This window comes from Pseudomonas cremoricolorata (genome assembly GCF_000759535.1).
GTDB lineage: Bacteria > Pseudomonadota > Gammaproteobacteria > Pseudomonadales > Pseudomonadaceae > Aquipseudomonas > Aquipseudomonas cremoricolorata_A.
In genome coordinates this window covers 4,071,737-4,096,308 of sequence record NZ_CP009455.1, presented here as the reverse complement: position 1 = coordinate 4,096,308, position 24,572 = coordinate 4,071,737, and the positions used below count along the sequence as shown (strand labels likewise).

26 protein-coding genes are annotated in these 24,572 nt (G+C 64.9%); 8 read left to right on the top strand and 18 right to left on the bottom strand.

Features of this window, described 5'->3' with window-relative positions:
• Positions 1 to 76: 76 nt before the first annotated feature.
• The 3 genes from LK03_RS18585 to mrdA form a co-directional block, all read right to left on the bottom strand.
• A complete protein-coding gene (locus LK03_RS18585; protein ID WP_081951638.1) occupies positions 77 to 1,273 on the bottom strand; it encodes a GAF domain-containing protein in 1,197 nt (398 codons plus the stop codon).
• Positions 1,274 to 1,384: 111 nt separating this feature from the next.
• Positions 1,385 to 2,398, bottom strand: coding sequence for an XdhC family protein (locus LK03_RS18580; protein ID WP_038413960.1), 1,014 nt, complete (start codon positions 2,396 to 2,398; stop codon positions 1,385 to 1,387).
• Between the two features lie 120 nt (positions 2,399 to 2,518).
• On the bottom strand, positions 2,519 to 4,411 hold the full coding sequence (gene mrdA / locus LK03_RS18575) for a penicillin-binding protein 2 (protein ID WP_038413959.1): 1,893 nt from the start codon (positions 4,409 to 4,411) through the stop codon (positions 2,519 to 2,521).
• Between the two features lie 214 nt (positions 4,412 to 4,625).
• On the opposite strand from mrdA, the gene LK03_RS18570 reads away from it, so the two are divergent.
• Entirely contained in the window at positions 4,626 to 5,114 is a 489-nt protein-coding gene (locus LK03_RS18570) for a hydrolase (protein ID WP_038413958.1), read from the top strand.
• 6 nt (positions 5,115 to 5,120) lie between these two features.
• Here LK03_RS18570 and LK03_RS18565 read toward each other — a convergent pair whose 3' ends face one another.
• Positions 5,121 to 6,545, bottom strand: coding sequence for a PLP-dependent aminotransferase family protein (locus LK03_RS18565; RefSeq protein ID WP_038413956.1), 1,425 nt, complete (start codon positions 6,543 to 6,545; stop codon positions 5,121 to 5,123).
• A gap of 422 nt (positions 6,546 to 6,967) precedes the next feature.
• Between LK03_RS18565 and LK03_RS18560 the strand changes: the two genes are divergently transcribed.
• The 5 genes from LK03_RS18560 (at position 6,968) to LK03_RS18540 (ending at position 11,165) form a co-directional block, all read left to right on the top strand.
• The gene (locus LK03_RS18560; protein WP_038413955.1) at positions 6,968 to 8,380 is read left to right on the top strand and encodes an amino acid permease; all 1,413 of its coding nucleotides are present in this window, start codon (positions 6,968 to 6,970) and stop codon (positions 8,378 to 8,380) included.
• A 99-nt stretch (positions 8,381 to 8,479) separates the two neighbouring features.
• A complete protein-coding gene (locus tag LK03_RS18555; RefSeq protein WP_038413954.1) occupies positions 8,480 to 8,881 on the top strand; it encodes a hypothetical protein in 402 nt (133 codons plus the stop codon).
• Between the two features lie 130 nt (positions 8,882 to 9,011).
• Positions 9,012 to 9,233 (top strand): MbtH family protein, encoded by a 222-nt coding sequence (locus tag LK03_RS18550; RefSeq protein ID WP_038413952.1) that lies wholly within the window; start codon positions 9,012 to 9,014, stop codon positions 9,231 to 9,233.
• Positions 9,230 to 9,949 carry a thioesterase II family protein gene (locus LK03_RS18545; RefSeq protein WP_038413950.1) on the top strand — a complete coding sequence of 240 codons (720 nt, stop codon included), beginning with the start codon at positions 9,230 to 9,232 and terminating at the stop codon, positions 9,947 to 9,949. Before LK03_RS18550 ends, LK03_RS18545 begins: the two co-directional genes overlap by 4 nt.
• A gap of 172 nt (positions 9,950 to 10,121) precedes the next feature.
• On the top strand, positions 10,122 to 11,165 hold the full coding sequence (locus LK03_RS18540) for a DUF1615 family protein (RefSeq protein WP_049870556.1): 1,044 nt from the start codon (positions 10,122 to 10,124) through the stop codon (positions 11,163 to 11,165).
• Between the two features lie 129 nt (positions 11,166 to 11,294).
• On the opposite strand, the gene LK03_RS18535 is transcribed toward LK03_RS18540, so the two are convergent.
• Entirely contained in the window at positions 11,295 to 11,612 is a 318-nt protein-coding gene (locus LK03_RS18535) for a hypothetical protein (RefSeq protein WP_049870555.1), read from the bottom strand.
• A gap of 105 nt (positions 11,613 to 11,717) precedes the next feature.
• Complete coding sequence (locus LK03_RS18530) at positions 11,718 to 13,028, bottom strand: MFS transporter (RefSeq protein ID WP_038413948.1); 1,311 nt, start codon at positions 13,026 to 13,028, stop codon at positions 11,718 to 11,720.
• Between the two features lie 493 nt (positions 13,029 to 13,521).
• Here LK03_RS18530 and LK03_RS18525 point away from each other — a divergent pair, with 493 nt between their 5' ends.
• A complete protein-coding gene (locus LK03_RS18525; protein ID WP_038413946.1) occupies positions 13,522 to 13,761 on the top strand; it encodes a hypothetical protein in 240 nt (79 codons plus the stop codon).
• 64 nt (positions 13,762 to 13,825) lie between these two features.
• Here LK03_RS18525 and LK03_RS18520 read toward each other — a convergent pair whose 3' ends face one another.
• On the bottom strand, positions 13,826 to 15,157 hold the full coding sequence (locus LK03_RS18520) for a DUF7256 domain-containing protein (protein WP_038413944.1): 1,332 nt from the start codon (positions 15,155 to 15,157) through the stop codon (positions 13,826 to 13,828).
• Between the two features lie 192 nt (positions 15,158 to 15,349).
• Between LK03_RS18520 and LK03_RS18515 the strand changes: the two genes are divergently transcribed.
• Entirely contained in the window at positions 15,350 to 16,096 is a 747-nt protein-coding gene (locus LK03_RS18515) for an outer membrane beta-barrel protein (RefSeq protein WP_038413943.1), read from the top strand.
• A 37-nt stretch (positions 16,097 to 16,133) separates the two neighbouring features.
• On the opposite strand, the gene LK03_RS18510 is transcribed toward LK03_RS18515, so the two are convergent.
• The 11 genes from LK03_RS18510 to LK03_RS18460 form a co-directional block, all read right to left on the bottom strand.
• On the bottom strand, positions 16,134 to 16,700 hold the full coding sequence (locus LK03_RS18510; RefSeq protein WP_038413941.1) for a GNAT family N-acetyltransferase: 567 nt from the start codon (positions 16,698 to 16,700) through the stop codon (positions 16,134 to 16,136).
• A gap of 69 nt (positions 16,701 to 16,769) precedes the next feature.
• The gene (locus tag LK03_RS18505) at positions 16,770 to 17,114 is read right to left on the bottom strand and encodes a carboxymuconolactone decarboxylase family protein (protein ID WP_038413940.1); all 345 of its coding nucleotides are present in this window, start codon (positions 17,112 to 17,114) and stop codon (positions 16,770 to 16,772) included.
• A gap of 114 nt (positions 17,115 to 17,228) precedes the next feature.
• Entirely contained in the window at positions 17,229 to 18,128 is a 900-nt protein-coding gene (gene lpxO / locus LK03_RS18500; protein ID WP_038413939.1) for a lipid A hydroxylase LpxO, read from the bottom strand.
• A 174-nt stretch (positions 18,129 to 18,302) separates the two neighbouring features.
• Positions 18,303 to 19,205: a metal ABC transporter solute-binding protein, Zn/Mn family gene (locus LK03_RS18495; protein ID WP_430962087.1), complete on the bottom strand. Its 903-nt coding sequence runs from the start codon at positions 19,203 to 19,205 to the stop codon at positions 18,303 to 18,305.
• Between the two features lie 2 nt (positions 19,206 to 19,207).
• Complete coding sequence (locus LK03_RS18490; protein ID WP_038413937.1) at positions 19,208 to 20,107, bottom strand: metal ABC transporter permease; 900 nt, start codon at positions 20,105 to 20,107, stop codon at positions 19,208 to 19,210.
• Entirely contained in the window at positions 20,107 to 20,853 is a 747-nt protein-coding gene (locus tag LK03_RS18485) for a metal ABC transporter ATP-binding protein (RefSeq protein WP_038413935.1), read from the bottom strand. Before LK03_RS18485 ends, LK03_RS18490 begins: the two co-directional genes overlap by 1 nt.
• Positions 20,850 to 21,767, bottom strand: coding sequence for a metal ABC transporter substrate-binding protein (locus LK03_RS18480; RefSeq protein WP_430962052.1), 918 nt, complete (start codon positions 21,765 to 21,767; stop codon positions 20,850 to 20,852). The genes LK03_RS18485 and LK03_RS18480 overlap by 4 nt, the downstream gene beginning before the upstream one ends.
• 16 nt (positions 21,768 to 21,783) lie before the next feature.
• Positions 21,784 to 22,353, bottom strand: a complete 570-nt coding sequence (locus LK03_RS18475) for a DUF6162 family protein (protein ID WP_038413932.1) — start codon at positions 22,351 to 22,353, stop codon at positions 21,784 to 21,786.
• The gene (locus LK03_RS18470; protein ID WP_038413930.1) at positions 22,350 to 22,670 is read right to left on the bottom strand and encodes a hypothetical protein; all 321 of its coding nucleotides are present in this window, start codon (positions 22,668 to 22,670) and stop codon (positions 22,350 to 22,352) included. Before LK03_RS18470 ends, LK03_RS18475 begins: the two co-directional genes overlap by 4 nt.
• Positions 22,667 to 23,206 (bottom strand): hypothetical protein, encoded by a 540-nt coding sequence (locus LK03_RS18465; RefSeq protein WP_038413928.1) that lies wholly within the window; start codon positions 23,204 to 23,206, stop codon positions 22,667 to 22,669. The genes LK03_RS18470 and LK03_RS18465 overlap by 4 nt, the downstream gene beginning before the upstream one ends.
• Positions 23,203 to 24,402, bottom strand: a complete 1,200-nt coding sequence (locus LK03_RS18460) for a PepSY-associated TM helix domain-containing protein (RefSeq protein ID WP_038413927.1) — start codon at positions 24,400 to 24,402, stop codon at positions 23,203 to 23,205. Before LK03_RS18460 ends, LK03_RS18465 begins: the two co-directional genes overlap by 4 nt.
• Positions 24,403 to 24,572 lie beyond the last annotated feature (170 nt).

The window sequence follows — 24,572 nt, the reverse complement described above, 5'->3', positions numbered from 1 at the left end:
GGGCCTTGCAGGTAACGTCGCCGTGCAGGCCTGACCTGCCCACGATCACGCCGCCTTACTCGCGCCTGGAGCCCGATTATGGGCGGCAGGAGGGTGTTTCCAGTGGCGCATTGTGCGGATCCGTGCAGAGCACCTGACCGGCCTGGGTCGGCAGATCTGATCCAACCGTGCGCCCCAGTTTTTTGCCGAACGGTGCCGAAATCACGCAGTTGAACCCCGTTGGCTCGTAGATGAAGGCTGCGGTGCCATTGAAGGCATTGCGCAGTGCGCCGTTGACCATGATCGAGCCGTAGCCCTTGCGTGCCGGTGGACTGACTGGCGGACCATTGCGTTCCTGCCAGTTGAGGCTGAAGGTGTGGGCTTCATCATCGCCGTGCGTGGTACTCCACTCAATGTGCAATTCGCCACCCGCCTGGGACAGCGCGCCATACTTGGCGGCATTGGTGCCCAGTTCATGCACCACCATGGCCAGCGCCGCCGCCGCCTCACCAGCAAGGGTGATGTCCGGGCCGTTGCGTTCGATACGGTAGCTTTCTCGGTATGGTGAAAGCACCTCATCGACCAGGGTTGACAGCTCGATCTCTGCCGGGGCCAGGGCCAGAGCATGGGCGCGCTGCATCATCATCACGCGCTGATCCAGCACCCGACGGAACTGCTCCGGTTCCGGGTGACTGCGCAGGGTCAGAACGGCCACCCCGGACAATGTCGAGAACAGATTGCGCATGCGGTGTTCCAGCTCGCCGATGAGCAGGGTGTTGGATTCCTGGGTGCGGCTGTAGCGGCAGATGACCGCGCACAACGTCGCGGCATGTTCGAGGAAGCTGCGCTGCTCGGCGCCAGGCGGCTGGCCAAAGGGGTGGACCACGGCGATCGAGCCTTGTACGTGACCGTCGCCGGCAACGGCCGGGACCGATATGAGCGAGGTCAGCCCATGTCGGTGAAACAGCGCCTTCCACTGATCGGCGAAACGCTCGTCGCTGGCGACGTCCGGTACCTCGACGGTCTTGCCACTGGTCACCGCACGGCCACATGAGCCGCGGTCGGGACTGATCGGATTACCGACCAGTTTTTCCGAGAAGCTGGCCGGCAGACCGGGAAAGATGGCGTGGCGGAAGGTGTTGCCGGCGGTGTCGAGCACCAGTACGCCTATTTGCGTCCCGGGGATTTCTGTCTGCAAAGCCAGAACGAAGTCGGCCAGCAACGGCGTCACCGGTGCGCCGGACGCCATGACCTGCAGCGAACGATCGCTGAAGTGCTGAAGAAATGCGCGCATGGCGTAGCGTCTCGGGTAACGGGGTAGGGAAGTATTGCACTCAAAATGCCGTTATCCAAATGACCATGGCTTTTATTCCGGTGCCTTACCCGCATTAGCGTTCACGATGGCTCACGCCGAGCACTCCATGACGTGCTTGCCCTCGGCCACCCGCACGCTGCCCGGCAGGCGCACGCTGTTTTTCTCGGCCAGCAGTTCGGCCATCACACTGACGGCGATTTCTGCCGGCGTCTTGCTGCCGATGTACAGGCCGATGGGGCCATGCAGGCGTTGCAGCGAGGCCTGGGTCTGGCCGAAATGCTCGATCAGCCGCTCGCGACGGCTCTGCGAGTTGCGCCGCGAGCCAATTGCGCCGATGTAGAAGGCAGGCCCTTGCAGGGCCTCGAGCAGGGCCAGATCGTCCAGCCTGGGGTCGTGGCTCAGCGCGATGACGGCGCTGCGCTGGTCGGGGCCGAACGCGCGGACTGCATCGTCCGGCATGCCGGGCAGATGCTCGACCCCGGCCACGCCCCAAGTGGCGCGATACTCGGCGCGCGGGTCGCACACCGCCACCTTGAAGCCATTGAACAGCGCCATCGTGGCCAGGTACTCGGCCAGCGCGCCGGCGCCGATCAACAACAGTCGATAACCAGGGCCGAGGGTGCTGTGCATCACGTGATCCTGCAGGCCGGCGAGCGCCGGGTGATCGGTGACTTCGAGGTGGACTTGGCCGCTGCGCAGGTCAAGCTGGCGCTGGACCAGGTGTCCAGCGTCGAGCTGGCTGAGCAAGTAGCGCAATGTCGCCAGGTCAGGGTCGAACTCCAGTACCAGCTCCAGGGTTCCGCCGCAGGGCAGGCCGAAGCGGTGGGCGTCGTCGGCGCTGACCCCGTAGCGCAGCACTTCTGGCACGCCGCTTGGCATGCCTGGGCCGCCATGGGCGCAGGTGTAGCGCACGATCAGGTCGTCCTCGATACAACCGCCGGAAACGCTGCCGACCACGCGGCCGTCGGCGCGCAGGGCCATCATCGAACCCACCGGCCGTGGCGACGAGCCCCAGGTGCCGGCCACCGTGGCCAACAGTACACGCTCACCCTCGGCAAGCCACTGGCAGGCGCTGCGCAGTACCAATAGATCGATGCTTTCCATGTGAATCCTTGACGTCTCGGGCCCCGCCGTTGCGGCGCATTGCCCTGGTCAGGATTGGACCACCGGCAGGTCGCGTCGATTCGTTTTTTCTGCGCAGCCTGGCCGGGCTACGTGAGCCGCTCAGGAATGTGCAGGCTTGGCGTCGCCACTGGCACCGGCGTACTCGGGCTTGAGGTGACCGTGTTCATCGAGCAGCCAGGCATCCATTACCTCGCGCACTACCGGGCCTGCCACGCGTCCGCCGGCTTCGCCGTTCTCGATCATCACCGCAACCACGATACGCGGCGCATCGGCCGGGGCGAAGCCGACGAACAGGGCGTTGTCGCGGTGGCGTTCGAGGGTCTTGTCGCGGTTGTAGCGCTCGCCCTGGCGGATCGCCACCACCTGCGCCGTGCCGCTTTTGCCGGCGATACGGTACTGCGCGCCGGCTGCGGCGGCGCGGGCGATGCCGCGCGGGTCATGCATGACCATCTGCATGCCTTGGCTGACCTGATCCCAGGCGCGTTTGTCGTGCAGGACGATGTCGGGCATCGGGTCCGGGTCGGTGGGTTGGCGATCGCCAATGCGCGTGGCCAGGTGCGGGCGGTGCCAGGCGCCTTTGCTTGCCAGCAGGCTGGTGGCCTGCGCCAGTTGCAGCGGGGTGACCTGCATATAGCCCTGACCGATACCCAGAATCAGGGTTTCCCCAGGGAACCAGGCCTGGCGCCGAGTGGCACGCTTCCACTGCGCCGAGGGCATCAGCCCTGCAGCCTCTTCGAACAGGTCGAGCGAGACCTTCTGCCCCAAGCCGAACTCGGCCATGTAGTCGTGCAGGCGGTCGATACCCAGCTTGTGCGCCAGGTCGTAGAAGTAGGTGTCGTTGGAGCGCATGATCGCGCTGTACAGATCGACCCAGCCATCGCCGCTGCGATTCCAGTTGCGGTATTTGTGCGCGTAGTTGGGCAACTCGTAGTAGCCAGGGTCGAAGACCCTGCTGGACGGCGTGATGACACCGCTGTCCAGACCTGCGATGGCCACTTCCGGCTTGACCGTCGAGCCGGGTGCGTACAGGCCGCGCAAGACCCGATTGAACAGCGGACGGTCGATCGAATCGCGCAGGGCGGCGTACTGCTTGAAGCTGATGCCCTTGACGAACAGATTAGGGTCGAAGCTGGGCGTGCTGACCATCGCCAAAATGTCGCCATTGTTCGGGTCCAGCGCCACCAGCGCGCCACGTCGACCACCCAGGGCTTTCTCGGCGGCCGCCTGCAGGTGCGCATCCAGGCTCAGCACGATGTCCTGGCCAGGGGTAGGGTCGCGGTGGCTGAGCACGCGCATCACTCGGCCCTGGGCATTGGTTTCGACTTCTTCGAAGCCGACATGGCCGTGCAACTGATCTTCGTAGAAGCGCTCGATACCGGTCTTGCCGATCGATTCGGTACCGCGGTATTCGGTGCTGTCGAGGGTCTTGGCCTCGCGCTCGTTGATCCGCCCGACATAGCCGACCGAATGGGCGAAGTGCTCGCCCAGGGGGTATTCGCGGATGAACTGCGGCTCGACCTCAAGCCCCGGCAGGCGGAACTGATTGACCGCCACATGGGCGATCTGCTCTTCACTCAAGCCCACCATCAGCGTCACCGGTTCGAACGGTTTGCGGCCGCGTCGCAGGTCTTTGTCGAATTGTTCGCGATCATCTGCCGACAGGCCCAGTACCTGGGTCAGGGTATCGAGCACCTGGGCACTGTTGCCGGCGCGTTCGCGGGTCAGGGTCAGGTTGAAGCTGGGCTTGTTGTCGGCCAGCACCACGCCGTTGCGATCGTAGATCAGCCCGCGCTCCGGGGCGATTGGCAGCACATGCACGCGGTTGTTTTCCGATACCGCGCTCTGACGCTCATGCTGCACCACCTGCAGCACATACAGGCGACCCAGCAATACCGCAATCAGCAGCAGGGCCAGGGCAGCGCAGACCAGCAGGCGGCGGTTGACCAACGACGTTTCGGCGAGGTGGTCCTTGAGGGGAATCGGTTGCGGCATGCAGGGCTCTGGGATAGGGCGAAGCGGCGCGCCAGGCGGGCGAGCGTGGGCATGCTACCGGTGGCGGTGAGGCGGCTCAAGGCGCGCGGCCTGGCCTTGTCGGGCGGCGGGCGGCGAGCCCCCGTGCCTGCGGCGCGCAGCGGTCGATGAACAATGTTTCATGCGCCCAGCGGTGGGTATACTGCGCAGCTTTTGCGCCTGTTACGGAGATTCGATGCGCCAGGTCCTGCTGATCAATGATGTCCAGTCCACCTTCGAGCCGCCGGAATGGTTGGTCGATGGCGTCAGGGCGCTGTCGGCGCAGATCCTCACCATCGCCTCGCTGACCCTGCACGACGAACGCCACACTCCGTTCCAGCGCCAGTTGGGCTGGCACCCGGCAGGCAGCGACCAGAGTCTGCACGAGTTCGACCGGCAGTTCGTCAAGCACGGCTACGGCCTGGCACCGCAGGCACTGGAGTACTTGCAGCAGTTGGCGCCAGAACGGGTGCTGGTGTGCGGCATCGGCGCCGACAGCAGCATTTTGGCGGCCGGTTTTGCGCTGTTCGATGCCGGGCTCACGCCGACCCTGGTCAGCGACCTGACCATCGGCACCTGGGCCGACCGTTCTGGCGAGAGCGGCATGATTCTGTGGCGCGAGCACTTCGGGCAGATGCTTACCCGCGCCGAGGTGCTCGAGCAATTGCGCGCTGAGCGCGAGTAGGGCGGTTCAGTCGCTGGTCGGGCGCAGGTGCCTGGCCAGCAACTGCTCTAACAGGGTCCACAGCGCCGGGTCGGTGCTGAAGGCCACGTTGAAGCGCATCCACCCGGTGGCCTGGGCATCGACCATGAACAACTGACCGGGGCCGAGCATGATGCCCTGGCTCAGGGCATCGTCGAGCAGCACCGCGCTGTCGGGCAGACGCGGATGGCGGGTCCAGATGTACATGCCTTCGTCCGATTCGACGAACAGCTCGAAGCCCAGGCGGTGCAGGTGCTGGCCGACTTCCTGGTGGGCCTGGGCCAGGTGCTGGCGCAGACGCCTGAGGTGCTTGCGCCAGCGGCCGTCGATCACGGCGGCGTACACCACCCGTTCCATCACCTGCGAGGTGGTCAGGCCCGAGCGCATCTTGAGGCTCACCAGTTGCTGGATCAGTTGCGGGTTGGCCAGCAGGTAGCCGACCCGCACGTTGGGCGAGATGCTTTTCGAATAGCTGCCGACGTAGACCACCTGCTGCAGGTGGTCGAGGCTCGCCAGGCACGGCTGCGGCTCTGCGATCATGTCGGCGTACAGGTTGTTCTCGATCAGCCGGAAGCCATGCTGGCTGGACAGCTGCAGCAAGCGGTGCAGTTGCGCCAGCGGGGTGCGTGAACAGGTTGGGCTGTGCAGGTGGGGCTGGGTGAAGAAGGCCGTGGGGCGGTGTTCGGCCAGCAGCCGTTCGAGCTGGGCGAGGTCGTAGCCGTGGGGCGTGCGCGGCACACCGATCAAGGTTGCGCCTTGAAAGCGCAGGATGCTCATCAAGTTCGGGTAGCCCGGATCATCCACCAGCACCACGTCGCCTGGGCGCACCAGGCTGCGCACGGCCAGGTCCAGGGCCTGGCTGGCGCCGTGGGTCAGCATCAGTTGCGCCGGGTTGGCGACGATCGACAGTTCCTGTTGCAGGTTCTGTGCGGTCAGTGCGCGCAGCTCCGGCAGTCCCATTGGGTCGCCATAGCCCGACAGCTCCAGCGGGCTACCGGCGACCTGGCGCATGCCGCGACGCAGGCCGTCTTCATACATCCAGTCGTTGGGCAGCCAGCCGCAGCCCGGCTTGAACGGCAGTTGCCGGGTTTCGAAGATCTGTTGCAAGTACCACTCGGCGTTGAACGACGGGCGCTGGTTGTCGCCGACCGGCGACTCACTGCCCGGGCGTTCGGCCGAGGCGCGGCTGACGAAGAAGCCGGCGTTGCCGCGGCTGGTCAGCAGGCCTTGGGCAACCAGACGATCGTACGCCTCGACCACGGTGAACGTGCTCACCGAATAGGTGGCGGCGAAGGCGCGGATCGATGGCACCTTCGCCCCGGGTTTGAGGGTTTGCGAGTCGATCAGCTCACGCAACCCATCGATGATCTGGTTGACCAGCGGGGTCGGGGAGTCTGGACGTAGTTCGAGCATGCTGAGGCCTTGGTAAGACAAAACCGCCAGGAGGCGGCAGATGTGGCGCGGTGTATTGCATGGGCGGCCTGTACAGTGCAGTGCAGATTTCGCTGCGCTGTGCATGGCTCTCCGTGTCAGACATTTTTACATTAGGTGTCAGAGATCGCCACACAAAGCACGTGCTCCTGTGCTGGGCTCGGAGAAACACCGCCGTCGCCCCCTGTTGGGCCAGGCCCACGTCACGTTTTCTCGGCCGAACGCGCTGGAGTCTAGCCGCCGTTCGGCCTTTTCACGTTTCAGTTCGTCTGCCGGCCTGCCGGCACGCCGCCATGGATGGTCTGACCGCTCTGCGGGCATTAGCACTGATGTACAGGCAAGGCACCCGCCATCGGCGCCTTGTTCAATTCCTTGGATAAAAAGAAGCACGGGGTACACAACTGATGGACGCAACATCCTCATCCACCACCACCGCCAAGGTGGAGCACGAGAGCAAGCTCAACGCTTCGCTCAAGTCGCGCCACCTGACGATGATGTCCATCGCCGGGGTCATCGGCGGCGCACTGTTCGTCGGTTCCGGCAGCGTCATCCACAGCGCCGGCCCGGCCGCCGTCCTGGCCTATCTGGCCGGCGGCATCCTTGTGGTGCTGATCATGCGCATGCTCGGCGAGATGGCGACGTCCTCGCCCGACACCGGTTCCTTCTCCACCTACGCCGACCGCGCCATCGGCCGTTGGGCCGGCTTCACCATCGGCTGGCTGTACTGGTGGTACTGGGTGATCCTGATGGCCTGGGAAGCGTATGTGGCCGGCAAGATCCTGCACGGTTTCTTCCCTGACATCAGCACCAATGTGTTCGTCCTGGCGACGACCCTGGTGCTCATCACGGTCAACTTCTTCAACGTCAAGCACTACGGCGAGTTCGAGTTCTGGTTCGCCCTGATCAAGGTGATCGCCATCGTCTGCTTCCTCATCGTCTGCACCGCAGCGGTGATGAACATCTGGCAGTTCGGTGAAGTGCGCGGCATGACCCACCTGACCGCCGAAGGCTTCATGCCCAATGGTCTCACCACGGTGATCGGTGCCTTGCTGGGGGTGATGTTCGCCTTCCTGGGGGCGGAAATCGTCACCATCGCCGCCTCTGAAGCCAAGGACCCGGCCGGTCAGATCGTCAAGGCCACCAATTCGGTGGTGTGGCGCGTGTGCCTGTTCTATGTCGGTTCGATCTTCCTGATCGTCTGCCTGGTGCCGTGGAACGACCCGCACCTGGGTGAGTCGGGCTATGGCGCCTACCGCCGTACCCTGGAACTGCTGGGCGTGCCGTATGCCGAGCTGCTGATGAACTTCGTGGTGCTGACCTCGGTGAGCAGTTGCCTGATCTCGGGCCACTACACCGCCTCGCGCATGCTGTTCTCGCTGGCCCAGCGCGGCGACGCGCCGTCGGTGTTCAAGATCACCCGTGCCGGCAGCGGCGTGCCGGTGTTCGCGATCGTCGGTTCCTGCGCAGTGGCGGTGGTCTGTGCGCTGATCAACTTCAGCGAAACCCTGCGCCCCAAAGACGTGCTCGACACGCTGATGAACACCACCGGCATGATCGCCCTGCTGGTGTACCTGGTGATCGCCTTCTCGCAGCTGCGCATGCGCCGCAAGCTGATCGCCGAAGGCCGTGAGATCCGCCTGAAGATGTGGCTGTTCCCGTGGCTGACCTACCTGGTCATCGCCTTCATCGTGGCGTGCCTGGTGACCATGGCGTTCATGGAGGATTACCAGGTGCTGGTGGTCTCCACCGGTCTGGCAGCCGTGGTCGTGGTCGCGATGGGGCTGATTCACCAGCGGCGCGTCGCCCGCCGCCCGTGATCGACCTACCGTAGCGCAACGGCCGACGCCCGCGAGGGGTCGGCCGTTTTCGTTCCTGCCCTGCTCAAAGGCCCGCCAAAGCGGCTATTCTCTAGCCCCATGAGCACACCACTTCCCCTGCGCACGGCCTGCCCGGCAGGCGTCTGTGACTGCGGCCGCGAGCAGTTGCAGGACGATGCGCCCGCCGCCCAGCGCATCCTGCTGCTGACCCGCCAGGAAGAACAGCGCTTGCTGCAACGCCTGGAAAACCTGCGCGACCTGGACGACTTGCGCCACCTGCAACAGCGCCTGCTCGACAACCTCGGCATTCGCCTGCACGTCGTGCCTGGCGCCAATGAGGTGCGCACCATGCGGGGTATCGCCATTGAACTGGACGCCCAGCCTGGACTGTGCCGCAAGACTCGCCGGGCGATTCCGGCGGCCGTGCGCCGGGGGCTTGAGCGTAATCCGCAAGTGGCCTACCGCCTGCTCGATGCCTACGACCTGCTGGGCGGCGCCTGAGGCGATGTGCGGCGATCATCCTGGCCCATGCACTGCTGCCGGCACCGACTAATTTTCCGCCGCCTGACAACGTTTCCCCTTGGCAGCCCTGCGTCTCACGCAGCGGCCCCATCACGCTAGGAGACAGGCAATGACTTCCGTATTCGACCGCGACGACATCGTGTTCCAGGTAGTGGTCAACCACGAAGAGCAATATTCCATCTGGCCCGACTACAAGGCCATCCCCGACGGCTGGCGCACCGTGGGCAAGAGCGGGCTGAAGAAAGACTGCCTGGCCTACATCGACGAGGTGTGGACCGATATGCGCCCGCTCAGCCTGCGCCAGAAGATGGCCGAAGCGGCGGCGCAGTGATCCCAATCAAACTGCTGTGTCTGCCGTATTCCGGCGCCAGTGCCATGGTCTACGCCCGCTGGCGGCGCAAGCTGCCGGCCTGGGTGCAGGTGCAGCCGGTCGAGCTGCCCGGGCGTGGCGCACGCCTGGCCGAAGCGCTGCACACCGATATGCAGGCGCTGGCCCGGCAACTGGCCGCCGAGCAGCGTGGGGCGGCCAGTGGTCGCTATGCGTTGCTCGGGCATAGCCTGGGTGCACTGCTGGCGTTCGAGCTGGCCCATGAACTGCAGGCGCTCGGTTGCCCGCCGCCGCTGGCGCTGTTTGCCTGCGGCACCGCAGCGCCGACCCGCCGCGAAGACTACGACGGCAAGAACTGGCGCCAAGCCAAGAGCGATGCCGAGCTGATCGACGAATTGCGCGAACTGCAAGGTACGCCCGAGGAAGTGTTGAGCAATCAGGAACTGATGAGCCTGACCTTGCCGGTGCTGCGTGCCGACTTTCTCCTGTGCGGGCACTACCAGTACCGCCAGCGCCCGGCCCTGCGCTGCCCAGTGCATGTGCTGGGCGGTGAGCAGGACCGCGCCAATGCCGAGCAGTTGAATGCCTGGGGCCAAGAGAGCCAGGGCGAGTTCAGTCTGCAGCTGTTCCCTGGCGGGCACTTCTTCATCCACGAGCAAGAAGACTCCGTGCTCGCAGCCATCGTCGGTGGTCTGCACAAGCATCGGCTTTCTGCCTGATTGACGTAGCCCTTTGCCTGGGGGAGGCTAGTCCGTTTCCGGGGAAGGGCGCTGCATGTCGTTTGATACAGGCTGGGTAGGGTTCGGCAGGCTGACGATTCACCGTGACCTTTGGCTTAAGCGGGCGGCGTTACCCACCCGCCTGACGGGCTGCCTGCTGCTGGCGCTGGCGATGCTGCAGGGCTGCACCAGCCGCGAGTCGGTCGCACCTGCAGACGATCCGAGCGAGGTGCGGGCCCGGCTGATGCGGCTGCTGCCTGCGCAACTCAATGATCGCCAAGGCTGGGCCGAGGACATTCAGGCTGCCCTGGCGGCACAACGCATTTCCGCCGAGCAGAGCAACCTCTGTGCGGTGTTGGCGGTGACCGAGCAGGAATCGACGTTCAGTGCCGACCCGCAGGTGCCAAACCTGGGGCGTATCGCCCGCGCGGAAATCGACCGCCGTGCTGCCAAGGTGTTGATTCCAGGATTTGTCGTCGATCGCGCGCTGAACAGCCGCTCGGCCAACGGCCAGACCTACCAGCAGCGTTTACAGGCCGTGCGCAGCGAAGGCCAACTCAGTGCGCTGTACGACGACGTCAGCAATGAACTGCCGCTGGGCCGCACCTTGTTCGCCGGGCTTAACCCGGTGCGCACCGGTGGACCGATGCAGGTCAGCGTCGACTTCGCGCAAAAGCACGCTGAGGATTACCCGTACCCGTACAGTGGCAGCGTGCGCCAGGAAGTGTTCACCCGGCGTGGCGGGATGTATTTCGGCATAGCGCATCTGCTTGGGTATCCAACCCACTACTCGAAGCCGCTGTATCGCTTCGCCGACTTCAACGCCGGATGGTACGCCAGTCGCAATGCTGCGTTTCAGTCGGCGCTGAGCCAAGTCAGTGGGGTGCCATTGGCGCTCGATGGCGATCTCATCGCCCATGGCGCGATCATGCCCGGCACCACCGAGCGCGCGGCGCGGACCCTTGGCGCGAAGTTCGGCCTGCGCAATCCGCAGATCCGCCGGCAGTTGGAACAAGGCGATCAGCTGGATTTCGAGCAGACCGAGCTGTACGCCAAGGTGTTCGCCCTGGCCGATGCCAAGGCCGGCAAGCCGTTGCCGCGGGCGATTTTGCCGGGCATCGAACTGCGCAGCCCGAAGATCACCCGCCAGTTGACCACCGCCTGGTTCGCCGAACGGGTCGAGCAGCGGTATGTGCGCTGCATGAAGCGACCTTAGCCGCCAATGGGCTGGGCCGGCGTTGCCGGCCATCGCGGTTGAACCGGAGCGCCGGCCGGCCGCTCCTGCACGAAAAACGCAGCCCGAAGGCTGCGTTTGTTCATTTCAGGCGACGACCGAATCAGTGAATCACTGCCTTGCCGGGGTCTGGGTGCCCTCCACCTTGTTGGTGCTGCCGTCGTTGTTCTTCGGCACTGGCTGACCAGTGGGGTCGACGCTGTTAGGGGTGGTACCCGTGTCGGCGCTGTCGTTGGTGCCTTGGCCCCCTGGCGCGTTGGTGCTGGTGCCGTGGCCGGCGGTGGTGGCGTCCTTGTGGTCCATCGGCTGGCCGCTATGGGGCTTGGTGGCGGTGCCGTTGTTGTTCATGTCGGTGGCGGCGAAGCTGGCGGTGGAGGCCAGGCCCAGGCTCAGGGCAAGGGCGAAGGAAAGCGGGCGAATGCTGATCATGGTGTATCTCCTGATGAAAGTGATCTTACATTCGGTTCGGCTACGCCAGCCGGGCAGGGGTGCCCGGCTGGCGACAGACGGTCGTCTCGACGAGGTTACCGGATGTTACGCCTCGCTCGCTTTACCCGCCGTGGCCGGCTGTGGCGCGTCGGCATGGGTATCGGCCATGGTCGGGTGCTCGTGGGCCGCGTGAATCAGTTCTTCGGTCACCCGCAGCTCGGCGCCGGTGGGCGAGAAGGTCGCCGAGGGCGCGAACGGGGCCGGATGCTCCGGCGCCGGACGCTTGCCACGGCGCCAGAGGAAGAAACTGACCATGCTCAGGTTGATCACCGCGAAGGCCCAGAACAGCCCAGCCTCGCCGTAGACGGTCATGGTCGGAGCAATCATCAGCGGTGCCAGCGCCGAGCCGAGCGAGTTGATCAGCAGCATGCCCTGGATCATCGGCACGATGGCATCGGCCGGCGCTCGGTCGGCGGCGTGACTGACGGCCACCGGGTAGACGGCGAATACCCCGCCACCGAGCAGGAACAGCGCCACCGGCAACAGTTCGGAGCTCGACGGCAGCAGCAGAATCAGCACCGACAGCAGCACGCACAGCGTGCCGAGCACGATCAGCACATCCTGGCGGTCTGTGCGGTCGGACCAGCGCCCAACCGGATATTGCAACAGCATCGCACCGAGAATCACCCAGGCCATCATGCTGCCGACTTCGCCGGTGTCCAGGCCGATGCGTTGCAGGTACAGCGGCAGCAGCGAATACACCGCCGCAATCGCCACCCCCGAGCCGAAGCAGCCGACCAGTCCGCTCGGCGTCACGCTGAGCAGTTGCCGTGGCTTGAGTGGCTCGACCTGCTCGAGCAGTGGCGAGGCCCGCGGCAGCACGCCGATTGGCAGGATCGACAGCGAGGCGAGCATGGCTGCGACCATGAACGGTGCGGTGTCGCCCCAGCCGGCCAGTTCACCGAGGAAGGCCTGGCCCAGTACGCCGGCGCCATACAGGGCGATCATGTACAGCGCCAGCAGGCGACCGCGGATCTTCGCGTCGCCGGCCAGCAGCATCCAGCTCTCGATCACCAGGAACACCCCGACGGTGGCCCAGCCGTTGATCAGGCGCAGCACCATCCAGCCCCAGGTGTCGACGAACAGCCCCTGCAACAGGATGGTCGCGGCGATCAGCGAAGCGAAGCAGGTGTAGGCGCGGATATGCCCGATGCGCAGAATCAGGCGGTCGTTGAACATCGCGCCGAGGGTCAGGCCCAGGAAGTAGGCCGAGGCGACCAGACCGATCATGGTCGCCGACTCGCCGGCTTCGCCAAGGCGCAAGGTGGTCAAGGAAGACAGAAAGCCGTTGCCCAAGGCAACAATGAACAACCCGAGCAATGGCGCCAGCGCCATGCCCAGCAAACGCACAGACATACGTACCTCAGTGGCAGAAGGAAAAACCGACGGACGCCTTTTCAGACAATGCAGGACGACTCGGGCCGGTTCGACCAGAGGGTTGCATGGGAAGTGCCAGAGAGAATCTGCGACCAGGGCATGACGAAGGTGCCAGCCCCCGTTACGGGTGGTCAGGCGACGTCGGTTTAACCTGGTCGAGGCGGGCGGCGCAGGTACGGACGGGTCATGGCGACGGGTAGCCAGCGCTCGCGGCGACTGGGAAAAGACCGGGCGGATTCTACGGTTCCGGAGCGACGGTGGCTGATGAATCTGCTGCGACAAGATGACGCATTCAGGCGACCCGTCACGTGGCGCATCGACCGTTCTGTAGCTAGGGTTCAAGTGCTGACGCTGTGCGCATCAGACCTGCCACGACTCGCAGGCTCGATGCCACTGCCAAACGCCTGAGCAACACCCGTGACCACCCTGGATCACGGTTGACCGGATGTCACTTCATTCAGAGGACGCGACTATGAAGACCTTCATCACCTTGAGCTTCTGTGCACTGCTGCTGCCAGGTGTGGCGATGGCCAAGGACGATCACCACGAATGCGAGGCAGCCCTCGGCAAATTGCAGTCGGCGACGGAAAACGACTTCACCAGCACGGGCCACCATGAATATCAGCAGGCCAAGGAGGCCCACGCCAAAGGTGACTTCAAGAAATGCGCCGATCAGGCTGAGAAGGCCCTGGCCCACCAGAAGCAAGACTGATCGGACCGCCGCGAGTGCAAGCGCTGCGAGGCGCTTGCGTCGCTGACCCTGGCCCTGTCGGCGATCAGCCGCAGGCCCAGTCCAGTTCCATCAGTGCCAGATCGAGCTGGGCATTGCCACCGCCGAAATTGAAACCGCCAAAATCTTCTTCGCATTCCAGGTAACGCGGGCCGAAGGCCGGGTAGGCCTGTTGCGGCATCATCGTGCCGCCCAGATGATTGCTCGCGAAGAAGCGTTCCAGACCCAGCGCCTGGCCTTCTTCGCTGAAGGCGATGACATAGCCGCTGTCGATGCACTCGTCAGGCCATTCGCGCGGAGGCTTGCCGATGTTGGGGTCATCCTCGCGCAACACTGCGCGGATGGCGAAAGCGCTTTCCAGGCCGGTGCCAGGTGTACAGGCAAGGGCCGGCTGGCCCGGATTGCGCACCTGCAGGCCATGGAAATAGGTGACGTAGTCCTGTGCCAGCCACTGCGGCTCATCGCCCAGCCACGAGGCGACAGGCAGGCGCGGCGGCTGGCACAGGGTAGCGTCGAATTCGGCCTGGGTCAGCCACAGGGCAGCGTAGTGGGTTTCGAGAATGTCGCTCATGTCGAACTGTCGCGGATGCCGCCCCTGGCAGTGCTGCCACAGGGCGCGCAGGGTCGGGTCTTCAGGGGCTTCGGCTGGCAGGGGCGCTGCGAAGAACGCCTCGACTTCGGCACAGCCCGGCAGCTCTTCGTATTGGTCGTCGACGAACAGGCTCAGGGCGACGCAGTCCTGGCCCTGGGTGCGGTACTGCGGCGCCAGCCACAGGGTGAACGCGTGCCGCAGCGGGTGGCCGAGGCGGCGGCTCAGCGGCCACTGAACAGGGGTGATACCCGGTGGCAGCCCAAGGCTCCAGCCGCCGGCCCACTCGGCGCCACGGGCGCTGTGCGGCACGTGGCTGTGCGGCGCGCGCAGCAGGTCGTAGGCGCAGGTCAGACTAGGGTCGGCCAGTAGTTTGGGCGGGGCCGGATAAACTGCGCCAGGGCGGCTGATCTGCACGGCGGTGAGCACACCGTCGGCAAACATCACGGTAAGGTCGTGGCCCAAGGGAGTTTGCGTGTGGCAGCGCAGCAGCTCGCTCGGATCGTCCGGGCTGCTGGGTAGCGGCTCAAGCAACGGGTTGGCCGCGATGGCTGCGGCATAAGGCATGCCTATGTGCAGACCCTCGATGGCCACGCTGCGCTCGAAGCGGCCAAACCAGCGCACTGTGCCGATCTGGCCCTGATCGTCCAGGCGCACACCGAAGCCGCGGCCGTGGGTGCCGGGCAGGTGGCCATGGGCATCGGCCTCGGTGGCCTGCCGGGCGAGGGCACCGGGCAGTTCTTCAGCACGCAGGCCGGGGCGCAGGGCAGCGATACAGGTGGGCTTCATCGAAGGCTTCCTTGGAAAAGAGGGCGGCGCTGCACAGGGTAACCCAGCCAGTCCCGTACAAGATGCACCGAGGGACCAATGACAACGAGTCGATAAATGTGAAAAAAACGTGATTTTTTTCGAACTTTCTCGTGAAGCGGTGCTTCGAATGCCCCGCAAGCCCTTTTTCGCAACTTGTCATGGAGACAGCTCATGTCACGCCGCACAGTGTTCCGTCATTCCTGCGCACTTGCCCTGTTAGGCGCCCCTCTATTTGCCTCCGCTGCCCCGGTTACCGATCCGCAATTCACCTTCGGTCTGCTGGGCAGCTACAACGATTTCAATTTCCAGGGCGGTAGCCAGACCAACAAGGATCACATTGGCGAGGGTGGCGTGTTCGCCAACTTCGGTAACAAGATGACCGGCGAATCGGGCCTGATCTACGAGATCGGTGCGCAGGCCAAGTACTTCAAAGACGATGGTGACAAGCTCAAGGAAGCTCAGGCGGATCTGGATGTCGGCTGGCGTGCTGCGCTCGATGCGCGCAACTTTGTCGATGTGCTGGTCGGTGCCGGCTACACCTGGTCGCGTTATGAAATCGACCTGCGCCGTGAAGACGTCGAATTGAGCAACAAGGCGCCGTTCGCCAAGGCCGCGCTGGGCTACAACCACCAGTTCGACACCGCCACCCTGCGTGTGGAAGCCGGTGCCCGGCACACCATCGATGGCCGCGCCAAGATCAAGGTCAAGGACTTCGGCCACGATTCGGTCGACCTCAAGGATCGCCTCAACCCCTACGCCGAAGTCAGCCTGCTGATGAACCGCGACGGCGACCTGCCGATCTTTGCCGGTCTGTACTACGAGCACACCATCTACAAGCTCGACGAGTCGACCTACATCGCCGACGACACCCGCCTCAAACGCCACGAATACGGCGTCAAGGTCGGTATGGCGTTCTGATCAGGCCTGTGTCTGCGTAGAAGCAGCGTCGTCGGGGTCAGCGGCCCCGGCGACGCGACACCCGCGCCTCGATGTTCTTACGCCCGATCAGCAGCGCAGGCTTCTCGGTGACAGGCTCGTCGGCCAGCCACTTGTACATCACCAGACAGTCCACCAGGCCCAGCCGGGCATGCCGATAGGCCTTGGGCAGCCGCCCGACGATTTCAAAACCCAGCGCCTGCCACAGCGCCACCGCCACCTCGTTGCTTGCCACCACCGAGTTGAACTGCATCGCCAGCATGCCTTGCTGACGCGCGAGTTTCTGCGAGTGCTCGCACATCGCCCGCGCCACGCCACGCCCGCGGGCGGCGGGGCAGACCATGTAGCCGCAGTTGCCGACATGGCTGCCGGGGCCGGCGGCGTTGGCCTTCAGATAATACGAACCCAGCAGTTGGCCATCGGCTTCGGCCACCAGCGTGTGCAGGGGCATTTCAAGCCACAGCTGGCGCGCCTGCTCGAAGCTCAGCGCGGGGTCGTAGGCGTAGGTTTCCTGGGCCTGGACGACGGCCTGGAAGGTGGGCCAGAAGCGCTCGAAGTCCTCGGCGGTCATGGGGCGGATGTTCATGGACGGGGCCTTGCTGTGCGAACGGAGGCGGGCAGTGTGTGGTGCCCTGCGCCGCCGTGCAAGCCTGGCTCAGCCCTTGACCAGGTCGACCGCCTCCAGGGCGCGTGCCGAGTACACCAGTGCAGCGCCTGCATTCATCGCCACCGCCACCCCCAGCGCTTCGGCAATCTGCTCGCGGCTGGCGCCATGCGCCACTGCCTGTTGCGCATGCACGGCGATGCAGCCATCGCAGCGCGTGGTGACTGCCACAGCCAGGGAAATCAGCTCACGGGTCTTGCTGTCGAGGTGGGCGGTCTTGCTGCCGGCGCCGCTGGCGGTCAGGTAGCCGGCGACGGTGTCGGGCGACAACTGTTGCAGCTCGCCGATGCCGGCCATCAACTGGGAGCGGTAGTCATTCCAGTCCAACATGCTCATGTGCTTCACCTTTTGGAGTCAGGTCAGGAGCTGTCAGGCTAGCGGCCGACACCTGTGTCGGCGGTGCCTCTTGAGGGGTAAACGCCTGCTACTTTGGCAGCACGACCAGGTGCTTCAGATCACGATGAACAACGCCAGCAAGGCGGCCACGACGGCCCATTTCTCCAGGTAGTAGCGGGTGCGGTTGCGCTTTTTCAAGGCCTTGCCACGTTCGCGGATGCGGTAGATGCGGGTGAACAGGCGGTTGATCGCGCCGGTCTTGTCATTGGCATCGTTGGGCGCGGCGGCGGCGGCCATCACATTGCGGCTGAACCAGCGGTTGAACGCGGTGACCCAGCGGTACTTGAGCGGCCGTTCGATATCGCAGAACAGGATGATGCGATTGTGCTCGGTGGTGTTGGCGGCGTAGTGGATGTAGGTTTCGTCGAACATCACCGCTTCGCCGTCACGCCAGGCGTACTTCTCGCCGTCGACATTGATGTAGCAGCCGTCGTCGTTGGGTGTGTCCAGGCCCAGGTGATAGCGGTAAGAGCCTGCGTACGGATCGCGGTGGCGCACCAGTTTGGCGCCTGGTGGCAAGGTTGCGAACATCGCCGCCTTGACCGAGCCGATGCCTTGCAGCAGCTCGGTGGTGCGCGGGCACAGGGTCAGGGCGGAAGGGTGGCTTTCGCCGTACCATTTCAGGTAGAAGCGTTTCCAGCCGGTCTTGAAGAACGAGTTGAAGCCGACATCATCGTAGTTGTCGGATTTCTTGATCTCGCCGACCTCAAGCAACTTCACCGCTTCTTCGCGGATTTCCTGCCAGTGCGCTTGCAAGGGCGCCAGTTCGGCAAAGGCCTCGACCGGCAAGTAAGGCTTGGCCGGATGGCGCGAAAACAAGTACAGCAGGCAGTTGACCGGGGCCAGGAAGCTGGAGTGATCGCCCAGTTGCCGGGTCAGCTTGTGTCGCACGCGACCGCGCAGGTGCACGTAGCTGATGGACAGAACGAAGATCAGGACGAAAGCGATTTTCATGGGGGGTACTTGTCGAAATAGGGCGCAGACAGTGATGGCGCAAGCCCATCAGCATAACAACCGATCCAGACCTTTGTACATTTGGTTACATCACCATCGGCACTTTTGCGCTGCAATCGCCGTCCGCTACAGCCCGGAACGCGCAGATACGCGCGGCCCGGGCTGGAGCCTTGCTTAGCTGCGCAGCGCCGCCACCACCTGCTCGACGCTAACCTTGAGGCCGACGAGGCTGTCTTGGGCATCACTGTCGATGACCAGCAGTTTCGCCCCACCGGCTTTGACTGCCTCGGCCAGCGCCGCGTCGGGCTGGCGATGGTGCAACACCAGCGCCACATCCTGGGCCTTGAGCTCGTCGCTCAGAGCTTTGAGTGCCGGCGCATCCCAGCGGTCGTCTTCGGGCAGCGGCTGCTCCACCACATCCAGATTCAACCCGCTGGTCAGGTAGCCGAGCCGTTCGGAGAGGTTGACCACGCTGAGGTTGTCGACACTGGCCAGTTCCGTCTGGCTGCTCGAGAGCAATTCCAGCATCTGCCGCTTCACCTTGGCCAGGTTGGCCTGAATGCTGGCTTTATCGGCAGGCGCCAGGCGCTCCAAATCGTTGGCCAGCACGTCGGCCATGCGTCCCAGGTTGGTCGGGTTGAGCCATGGGTAGCCGGCGAAGGCGTTGTCACCCTGCACGGCGATGCCCGGGAGCGCACCATCGACCGGGCGCGCGGCATCGATTTCGACGATGCGGATGTTGCTGCGCCGCGCCATCGGGTACAGCGGGTCGTCGCGCCAGATCGAGCGCAGGCCGATGACCGCATCGGCCTGGCGCGCCGCCTTGTCCAGGCTGGCGCCACCGCGACCGCTGAAGAACGACGGCTGGCGGCTGGCCGGCAGGTTGGCCGGGGCAGCGCGCTTGAGCTGCACCGAGGTGCCCTCGAGCAGGGCCGCGGCCAGGCTGTGGGTCACCGCCAGAGTGGTCAGCACGCTCACAGGCGCCGGCTGAACCTGCGCGGGCGCTGCCGGCGCGGCCAGCAGCGGGGCCGGCAATGCAGCCAGCGCCAGGGCCAGGGTCAGGTGCTTGAAGGTCAGGTTCATGCCGGGTTTCCTTGCAGGCGGGGGACGAGGGCGCGGGCCAGCGCTGCCAGGGCGAAGCACAGCCCGGCCACCAGAATGATGGCGGCGCCGGAAGGCACCGGCAGGTCGAGTACGATCGGCAGAAGGATGCCGAGCAGGGTGCTGAGGGTGGCGATGATCACCGAGGCGAAGAAGAAGCCCTTGAGCGACTGGCTGACCAGCCGCGCTGCCGCCGCCGGAATCACCAGCAGGGCACCGACCAGAATCGCGCCGATGACCTTCACTGCAGCCACGGTGACCAACGTCACCAGCACCACGAACAGGTAGTCGAGGGTCTTCACTGCCACGCCGCGCACGGCCGCCAGTTGCGGGTTGAAGCTGGCCAGCATGATGCGGTTGTACAGCGGCACGGCCAATGCCACCACCAGCAGCGCAACGATGCCCAGCACCAGCAAATCTTCGGCGCTGACCGTCAGCACCGAGCCGAACAGCACGTTTTCCAGAATGTGCACGTTGATCTTGCCCGCCAGCATCAACAGCAGGCTCGCGCCCAGGGCCAGGGATACCGAGAGGAACACGCCGATCAGCGTGTCTGGCGACAGCCCGGTACGGTTGCGCAGGAAGTTGAGCAGAATGCCGAACAGCAGGCAGTAGCCGAACAGGCTGCCATAGGGCCCGGTGTAGGGCTCGCCGAGCAGGATGCCGATGGCCACCCCGGTCAGCGCAGCGTGCCCGACCGCCTCGGAGAAGAAGGCAAAGCGCTTGACCACCACCAGGGTGCCCAGGCCGCCGAGCACCGGCCCGATCATCAGGCCGGCCAACAGCGCGTTGACCACGAAGCCATAGGCCAATGCTTCGGGCAGATAGCCGGCAGTGGCCCAATCCTGGATCGTCTGCCGGAACAGGTCGTAACTCATCAGGCAACGCCCTCGCTGCGCGGGTGAACGGAAAACAGGCTGAGCAGCCGTTGCGGGGTCAGCGCTTCAGCCGGTGGCGCATCGAACAGCACCTGGCGACTCAGGCCGGTGACACGGTCGGCCAGGCGCAGCACCGCCTGCAGGTCGTGCTCGATCCACAGCACCGTGGTGCCGGCGGCGCGCCAGGCGTGCAGCAATTGTTCGAACACCTGAATGCCTGCCTCGTCGAGCGCCGACATCGGCTCGTCGAGCACCAACAGTTGCGGCGGCGGGATCAGGCCCTGGGCCAGCAACACGCGCTGGCGTTCACCACCCGACAGCGCGCCCATGCGCCGTTTGCGCTTGTCGAGCATGCCGACCTGGGCCAGGGCCTGGTCGATGGCGCCGCGCACGCGCCGCGACAGGCCGAGGAAGGCCGGGCGGCGCTGGCACATGGCGGCCATGAAGTCGTCGACGGTCATGGGCAGGCCGCGGTCGAATTCCAGCGCCTGGGGCACGTAGCCGATCACCTCGGCCGCGCTCGGCCAGTGCACCGTCAGTTGCCCCTGGTGCGGCATTTGCCCGAGCAGGGTCTTGATCAGCGAGCTCTTGCCGCCGCCGTTGGGGCCGACGATGGCATGCACGCTGCCGGCGGCGACGCTGAACTGTACCTGTTCGAGGATGCGTGTGCGGCCCAGGGTCAGGTCGATGCCGGCAAAGTCGATGCGCGGGCCGCCGGCTGCGGCGAGCTTGGCCGCAGCGGTCATGCGCGGTTCTCCTGAATGGCGCGGACCACCGTGTCGAGGTTGCGCTTCATTTCGACTTCGTATTTGTCCTTGGTGTATTCGCCGTAGGAAATGTGCGTCAGCGGGTACAGACGCACACCCGCTTCACGCTGGATGGTCTCGACGTAGGCAGAGGGGAAGTCCATTTCCGAGAAGATCACCTTGACGTCCAGCGCCTTGAGCTGGTCGATGGTCTTTTTCAGCTGCGCAGGGCTCGGCTCGATGCCATGGGCCGGTTCCACCACGGCGGTCACTTCCAGGCCGAAGTCGCGCACCAGGTAGTCATAGGCGGCGTGGATGGTGGCGACGCGGAAGGTGGCGTCGGGGGCTTCGGTGACCTTGGCCAGCGCTTCGGCGCGCAAGGCGCGCAGGCGTTTGGCGTAGGCGCGGGCGTTCTGCGTGTAGAACCTGGCGTTGTCCGGGTCGAGCTTGCCCAGGTCGCGGGCGATGTTGTTGACCTGGGCGATGGTGGTGCTGATCGACAGGAAGGTGTGCGGGTTGACCACCTTGCCCGCGCCACGCGCGGCGATGCCAGTGGCGGCCAGCAGCGGCACGTTGCGGTTGGCCTCGATGGTCGGCACGTCGGGCTTTTCGCTGGCGGCGATCATGCGGTCGGCGAAGTCGTCATGGCCGACGCCGTTGAGCACGATCACATCCAGGGTGCCGATGCGCTTGATGTCTTCGGCGCGCGGCTCGTAGGCGTGGGGGTTGAAGCCGGCCGGAATCAGCGGCACCACCTCGGCCTTGTCGCCGACGATGTTGCTCACGTAGCTGTAGTAGGGGTGCAGAGTGATGCCGATGCGCAGCGGCTTGCCGGCATCGGCCAGGGCCAGCACGGGCAAGGCGCAGGTGAGCAATACAGCGAGGGCGCGGCGCGCCAGGGTGGAGCGGAGCATGGACAAGTCCTTAGGTTCAGTGACGGTGCTGGCGGGTGACGCCGGCATCGAAGTGGCTGACGACATGACGCCAGCCGCTGGCGACCAGCGCCTCCTGGCTGAGGTTGGCGGGCGCGGCGACGCTGTCACGGCGGTTGAGCCACAGGTCGGTTGCGGCATCCTCACGGTCGGGCACGATCAGCAGCAGGCTACCCGCCACCTCTGGCGCCTGACTGCGACCGAAGTAGGCATCACCTGATAAACGCTGCCACTGGTGGCGACCCCGGCTCTGGCTGCTGGCATCGTCGACGAACGGCGGCAAGCCTTCTTCAGCCAGGGTGGCGACCTCGACCTGCGCTGCGCCATCCTCGCGCAGCAGAACGATCTCGTCGGCAGCAACCTGCAAGTCGCTGTGCAGTCCCTGCTCAGCCGGGGTCAGGTCGCGTCGGGCGTCGATCTCATGGCTGGCCAGGGTCACGTCATCGTCGCGCTCACCGCGCAGGCTGACCACACCGGCGGCGATCAGCACAATCAGCAGCGCGGCCAGCAGCACGTAAAGCGTTTCATGCCCGGCACCGGCCGGGCGGATGACCTGGGCGCGGCTCATGGCGCGCCTATGTCGGCATGGTCGACTTCGACGACGTGACCGGGGCCGGCATCGAACAGCACATAGAACTCGCCGTCAGGGCGCTTGAAGGTCAGCTTCGAGTCATCCCCCAGCTTGCCGCCGACCAGCACCTGTTCGTCGTAGCCGATGACATCGAGGGTCACGCCGGCCGCGCCGCTGCCATCGGAAAAACCACCTTTGCAGGTGATTTCGCCGGTACCGGTTTCATCGCATTCGCACATCGGGTTGTGCGCCAGCGCCGGGGTCGCGGCAGCCAGCAGCACGGGCAGGGCGAGCCTGCGCAGCAGCGGTTTCATCGTTTGTCTCCTTGTTTGGCGAGCCACGCGGCAGTCGCAGGGGATGCGTCGGCCAGCGGCACCGAGGCCTGATACAGGTTGCCGTCCCAGCCTTCGATGGTGATCCACAGCAGGGCATCGGGGCGGGTACGGGGTGGGATGGGCAGTGATGTGGCCATGCGGTACTGCGAGCCGAACAGGATGCTGCCGGCGGCACGCAGGCTGCGCGGTTTGCCGACGCGCAGGTAAATCGCCTTGACCCCTTCATCGCAGGTGGCACACAGCGCGGCGTTGAAGGTCTTGAAGTAACCGGCCGGGCCATCGGCCAGTGGCGCTTCGTCGCGCATTTCGGCCAGGCTCACGCTCCAGCGTCCGACCGGGATATCGGCTTGCACGTGCTGGCCGAGGCCATCTTCACCGCGGAACAGGCGCATGTCGGCGAAGTATTTGGGCATGAAGCCCAGTGGCACCAGAATCAGCAGGATGTTCAGGTGGAAGCGCCACTTCAGCCACCATTGTCTGGCGGCGCTGTGCTGCACGGTCTGGGCTCGGCTCATGGCTGCACCTCAAGCGTAGTGTCGGCACGGGTTGCGGCGCCGCGCGCCGGACGCTCGCTGCGCTTGAGCGCAGCGGCCGTGGCCTGGGCGGTGCGTTTGGTCCAGATCAGCAGCCCGCTGAGCACCATCAGGGTCAGCAACAGGCCGAAGAAGAACCAGATCAGCTTGATCGGCAGGCCGCCGAAGTCACCGGTATGCAGCGGCCGCATGGATTCGGTGACGAACTCCAGGGCGGTGCGGTCGGAGAGCAGGAACTGGCTATCCACGGCGCGGGTGTAGGGGTTGATCGAGGCGCCCTGATACATCAACGGATACCAGCCACGGCCATCCATGCTGATGTGGCTGTAGGCCGTGGCCGGCAGGGTGATGAAGCTGACGTCCAGGCCCGGAATCGCCTCCTGGGCGATGCGCACGGCTTCGTCCAGGCCAATGCGCGGTGTGGCGCTGCCGTCGGGCATCTGCGGTACCTGATCGCGGGCGATCACCGGCACGATCGGCTCGCTGGAAATGGTGATGTGGTTGTCGGCCAGGATCGCCTGGATCAGGAACCAGATGCCGGTGATGGAAATTACCGCGACGAACCAGATCGACCAGACCCCGGCCAGGCGGTGCAGGTCACCCCAGAAGATGCGTGGGCCGTGACCGGTGCGCACTGGCTTGAAGAAACCCTTCCAGAATTTCTTGTAGACCACCAGCCCGGTCACCAGCGAGGCGAGCATGGGCAGGCCGAGCAAGGAAACCAGGTACCAGCCCCAGCTGTAGCCATTGGTGAACGGCACCAGCCACCAGCCATGCAGGGCGCGGGTGAAGGCCTCGAAGTTGAATTCCGGGGTCTTGCCCTGGATCACCCCAGTGTAGGGGTTGACGTAATAGTTGGTGCGCGAGCCGTCGGGCAGGGTGACGCCGACATTGAGGGCGAAGTGCGAGCCGTCCGGCTGGTTCATCGAGTTGATCGCAAGCTCCGGGCGATCCTTGTGCATCACATCGATGACCTGCTGAAAACTCAGCGCGGTGGCATCGGCATCGGGTTTGGTCGCGCGCACGTCGGGGTTGGCGAGCCAGACGATTTCCTGGCTGACCACGGCGAGCATGCCGGTGAAACAGACGATCAGCACGAAGAACCAGATGGGCAGTGCCAGCCAGCTATGGACCAGGAACCACAGCCTGGACTTCGATTTCTTGGGGGATTGAGCCATCAGTCAGTCTTCTAAAAGTGGGGTCGAGCAAATGCCCAACCAATGGGCCGCACTAGTAAGGACGAATGAGAATGAAAATCCCGCACGGTAAAGTGAAAGCAAATGTTTCAAACGTCGTGCGCCGGCATGCGCAGGTTCGCGTCATGCCGGTGCCAGAGGGCTTGCTGCCT

Bases quoted from the DNA above. Each gene is read 5' to 3' on its own strand.
- LK03_RS18460 (WP_038413927.1), bottom strand. From the start codon at position 24,402: ATGGCTCAATCCCCCAAGAAATCGAAGTCCAGGCTGTGGTTCCTGGTC.
- mrdA (WP_038413959.1), bottom strand. From the start codon at position 4,411: ATGCCGCAACCGATTCCCCTCAAGGACCACCTCGCCGAAACGTCGTTG.
- LK03_RS18580 (WP_038413960.1), bottom strand. From the start codon at position 2,398: ATGGAAAGCATCGATCTATTGGTACTGCGCAGCGCCTGCCAGTGGCTT.
- LK03_RS18480 (WP_430962052.1), bottom strand. From the start codon at position 21,767: ATGCTCCGCTCCACCCTGGCGCGCCGCGCCCTCGCTGTATTGCTCACC.
- LK03_RS18560 (WP_038413955.1), top strand. From the start codon at position 6,968: ATGGACGCAACATCCTCATCCACCACCACCGCCAAGGTGGAGCACGAG.
- LK03_RS18490 (WP_038413937.1), bottom strand. From the start codon at position 20,107: ATGAGTTACGACCTGTTCCGGCAGACGATCCAGGATTGGGCCACTGCC.
- LK03_RS18485 (WP_038413935.1), bottom strand. From the start codon at position 20,853: ATGACCGCTGCGGCCAAGCTCGCCGCAGCCGGCGGCCCGCGCATCGAC.
- LK03_RS18505 (WP_038413940.1), bottom strand. From the start codon at position 17,114: ATGAGCATGTTGGACTGGAATGACTACCGCTCCCAGTTGATGGCCGGC.
- LK03_RS18475 (WP_038413932.1), bottom strand. From the start codon at position 22,353: ATGAGCCGCGCCCAGGTCATCCGCCCGGCCGGTGCCGGGCATGAAACG.
- LK03_RS18540 (WP_049870556.1), top strand. From the start codon at position 10,122: ATGCTGCAGGGCTGCACCAGCCGCGAGTCGGTCGCACCTGCAGACGAT.
- LK03_RS18520 (WP_038413944.1), bottom strand. From the start codon at position 15,157: ATGAAGCCCACCTGTATCGCTGCCCTGCGCCCCGGCCTGCGTGCTGAA.
- LK03_RS18555 (WP_038413954.1), top strand. From the start codon at position 8,480: ATGAGCACACCACTTCCCCTGCGCACGGCCTGCCCGGCAGGCGTCTGT.
- LK03_RS18515 (WP_038413943.1), top strand. From the start codon at position 15,350: ATGTCACGCCGCACAGTGTTCCGTCATTCCTGCGCACTTGCCCTGTTA.
- lpxO (WP_038413939.1), bottom strand. From the start codon at position 18,128: ATGAAAATCGCTTTCGTCCTGATCTTCGTTCTGTCCATCAGCTACGTG.
- LK03_RS18535 (WP_049870555.1), bottom strand. From the start codon at position 11,612: ATGATCAGCATTCGCCCGCTTTCCTTCGCCCTTGCCCTGAGCCTGGGC.
- LK03_RS18465 (WP_038413928.1), bottom strand. From the start codon at position 23,206: ATGAGCCGAGCCCAGACCGTGCAGCACAGCGCCGCCAGACAATGGTGG.
- LK03_RS18510 (WP_038413941.1), bottom strand. From the start codon at position 16,700: ATGAACATCCGCCCCATGACCGCCGAGGACTTCGAGCGCTTCTGGCCC.
- LK03_RS18470 (WP_038413930.1), bottom strand. From the start codon at position 22,670: ATGAAACCGCTGCTGCGCAGGCTCGCCCTGCCCGTGCTGCTGGCTGCC.
- LK03_RS18550 (WP_038413952.1), top strand. From the start codon at position 9,012: ATGACTTCCGTATTCGACCGCGACGACATCGTGTTCCAGGTAGTGGTC.
- LK03_RS18585 (WP_081951638.1), bottom strand. From the start codon at position 1,273: ATGCGCGCATTTCTTCAGCACTTCAGCGATCGTTCGCTGCAGGTCATG.
- LK03_RS18570 (WP_038413958.1), top strand. From the start codon at position 4,626: ATGCGCCAGGTCCTGCTGATCAATGATGTCCAGTCCACCTTCGAGCCG.
- LK03_RS18565 (WP_038413956.1), bottom strand. From the start codon at position 6,545: ATGCTCGAACTACGTCCAGACTCCCCGACCCCGCTGGTCAACCAGATC.
- LK03_RS18525 (WP_038413946.1), top strand. From the start codon at position 13,522: ATGAAGACCTTCATCACCTTGAGCTTCTGTGCACTGCTGCTGCCAGGT.
- LK03_RS18530 (WP_038413948.1), bottom strand. From the start codon at position 13,028: ATGTCTGTGCGTTTGCTGGGCATGGCGCTGGCGCCATTGCTCGGGTTG.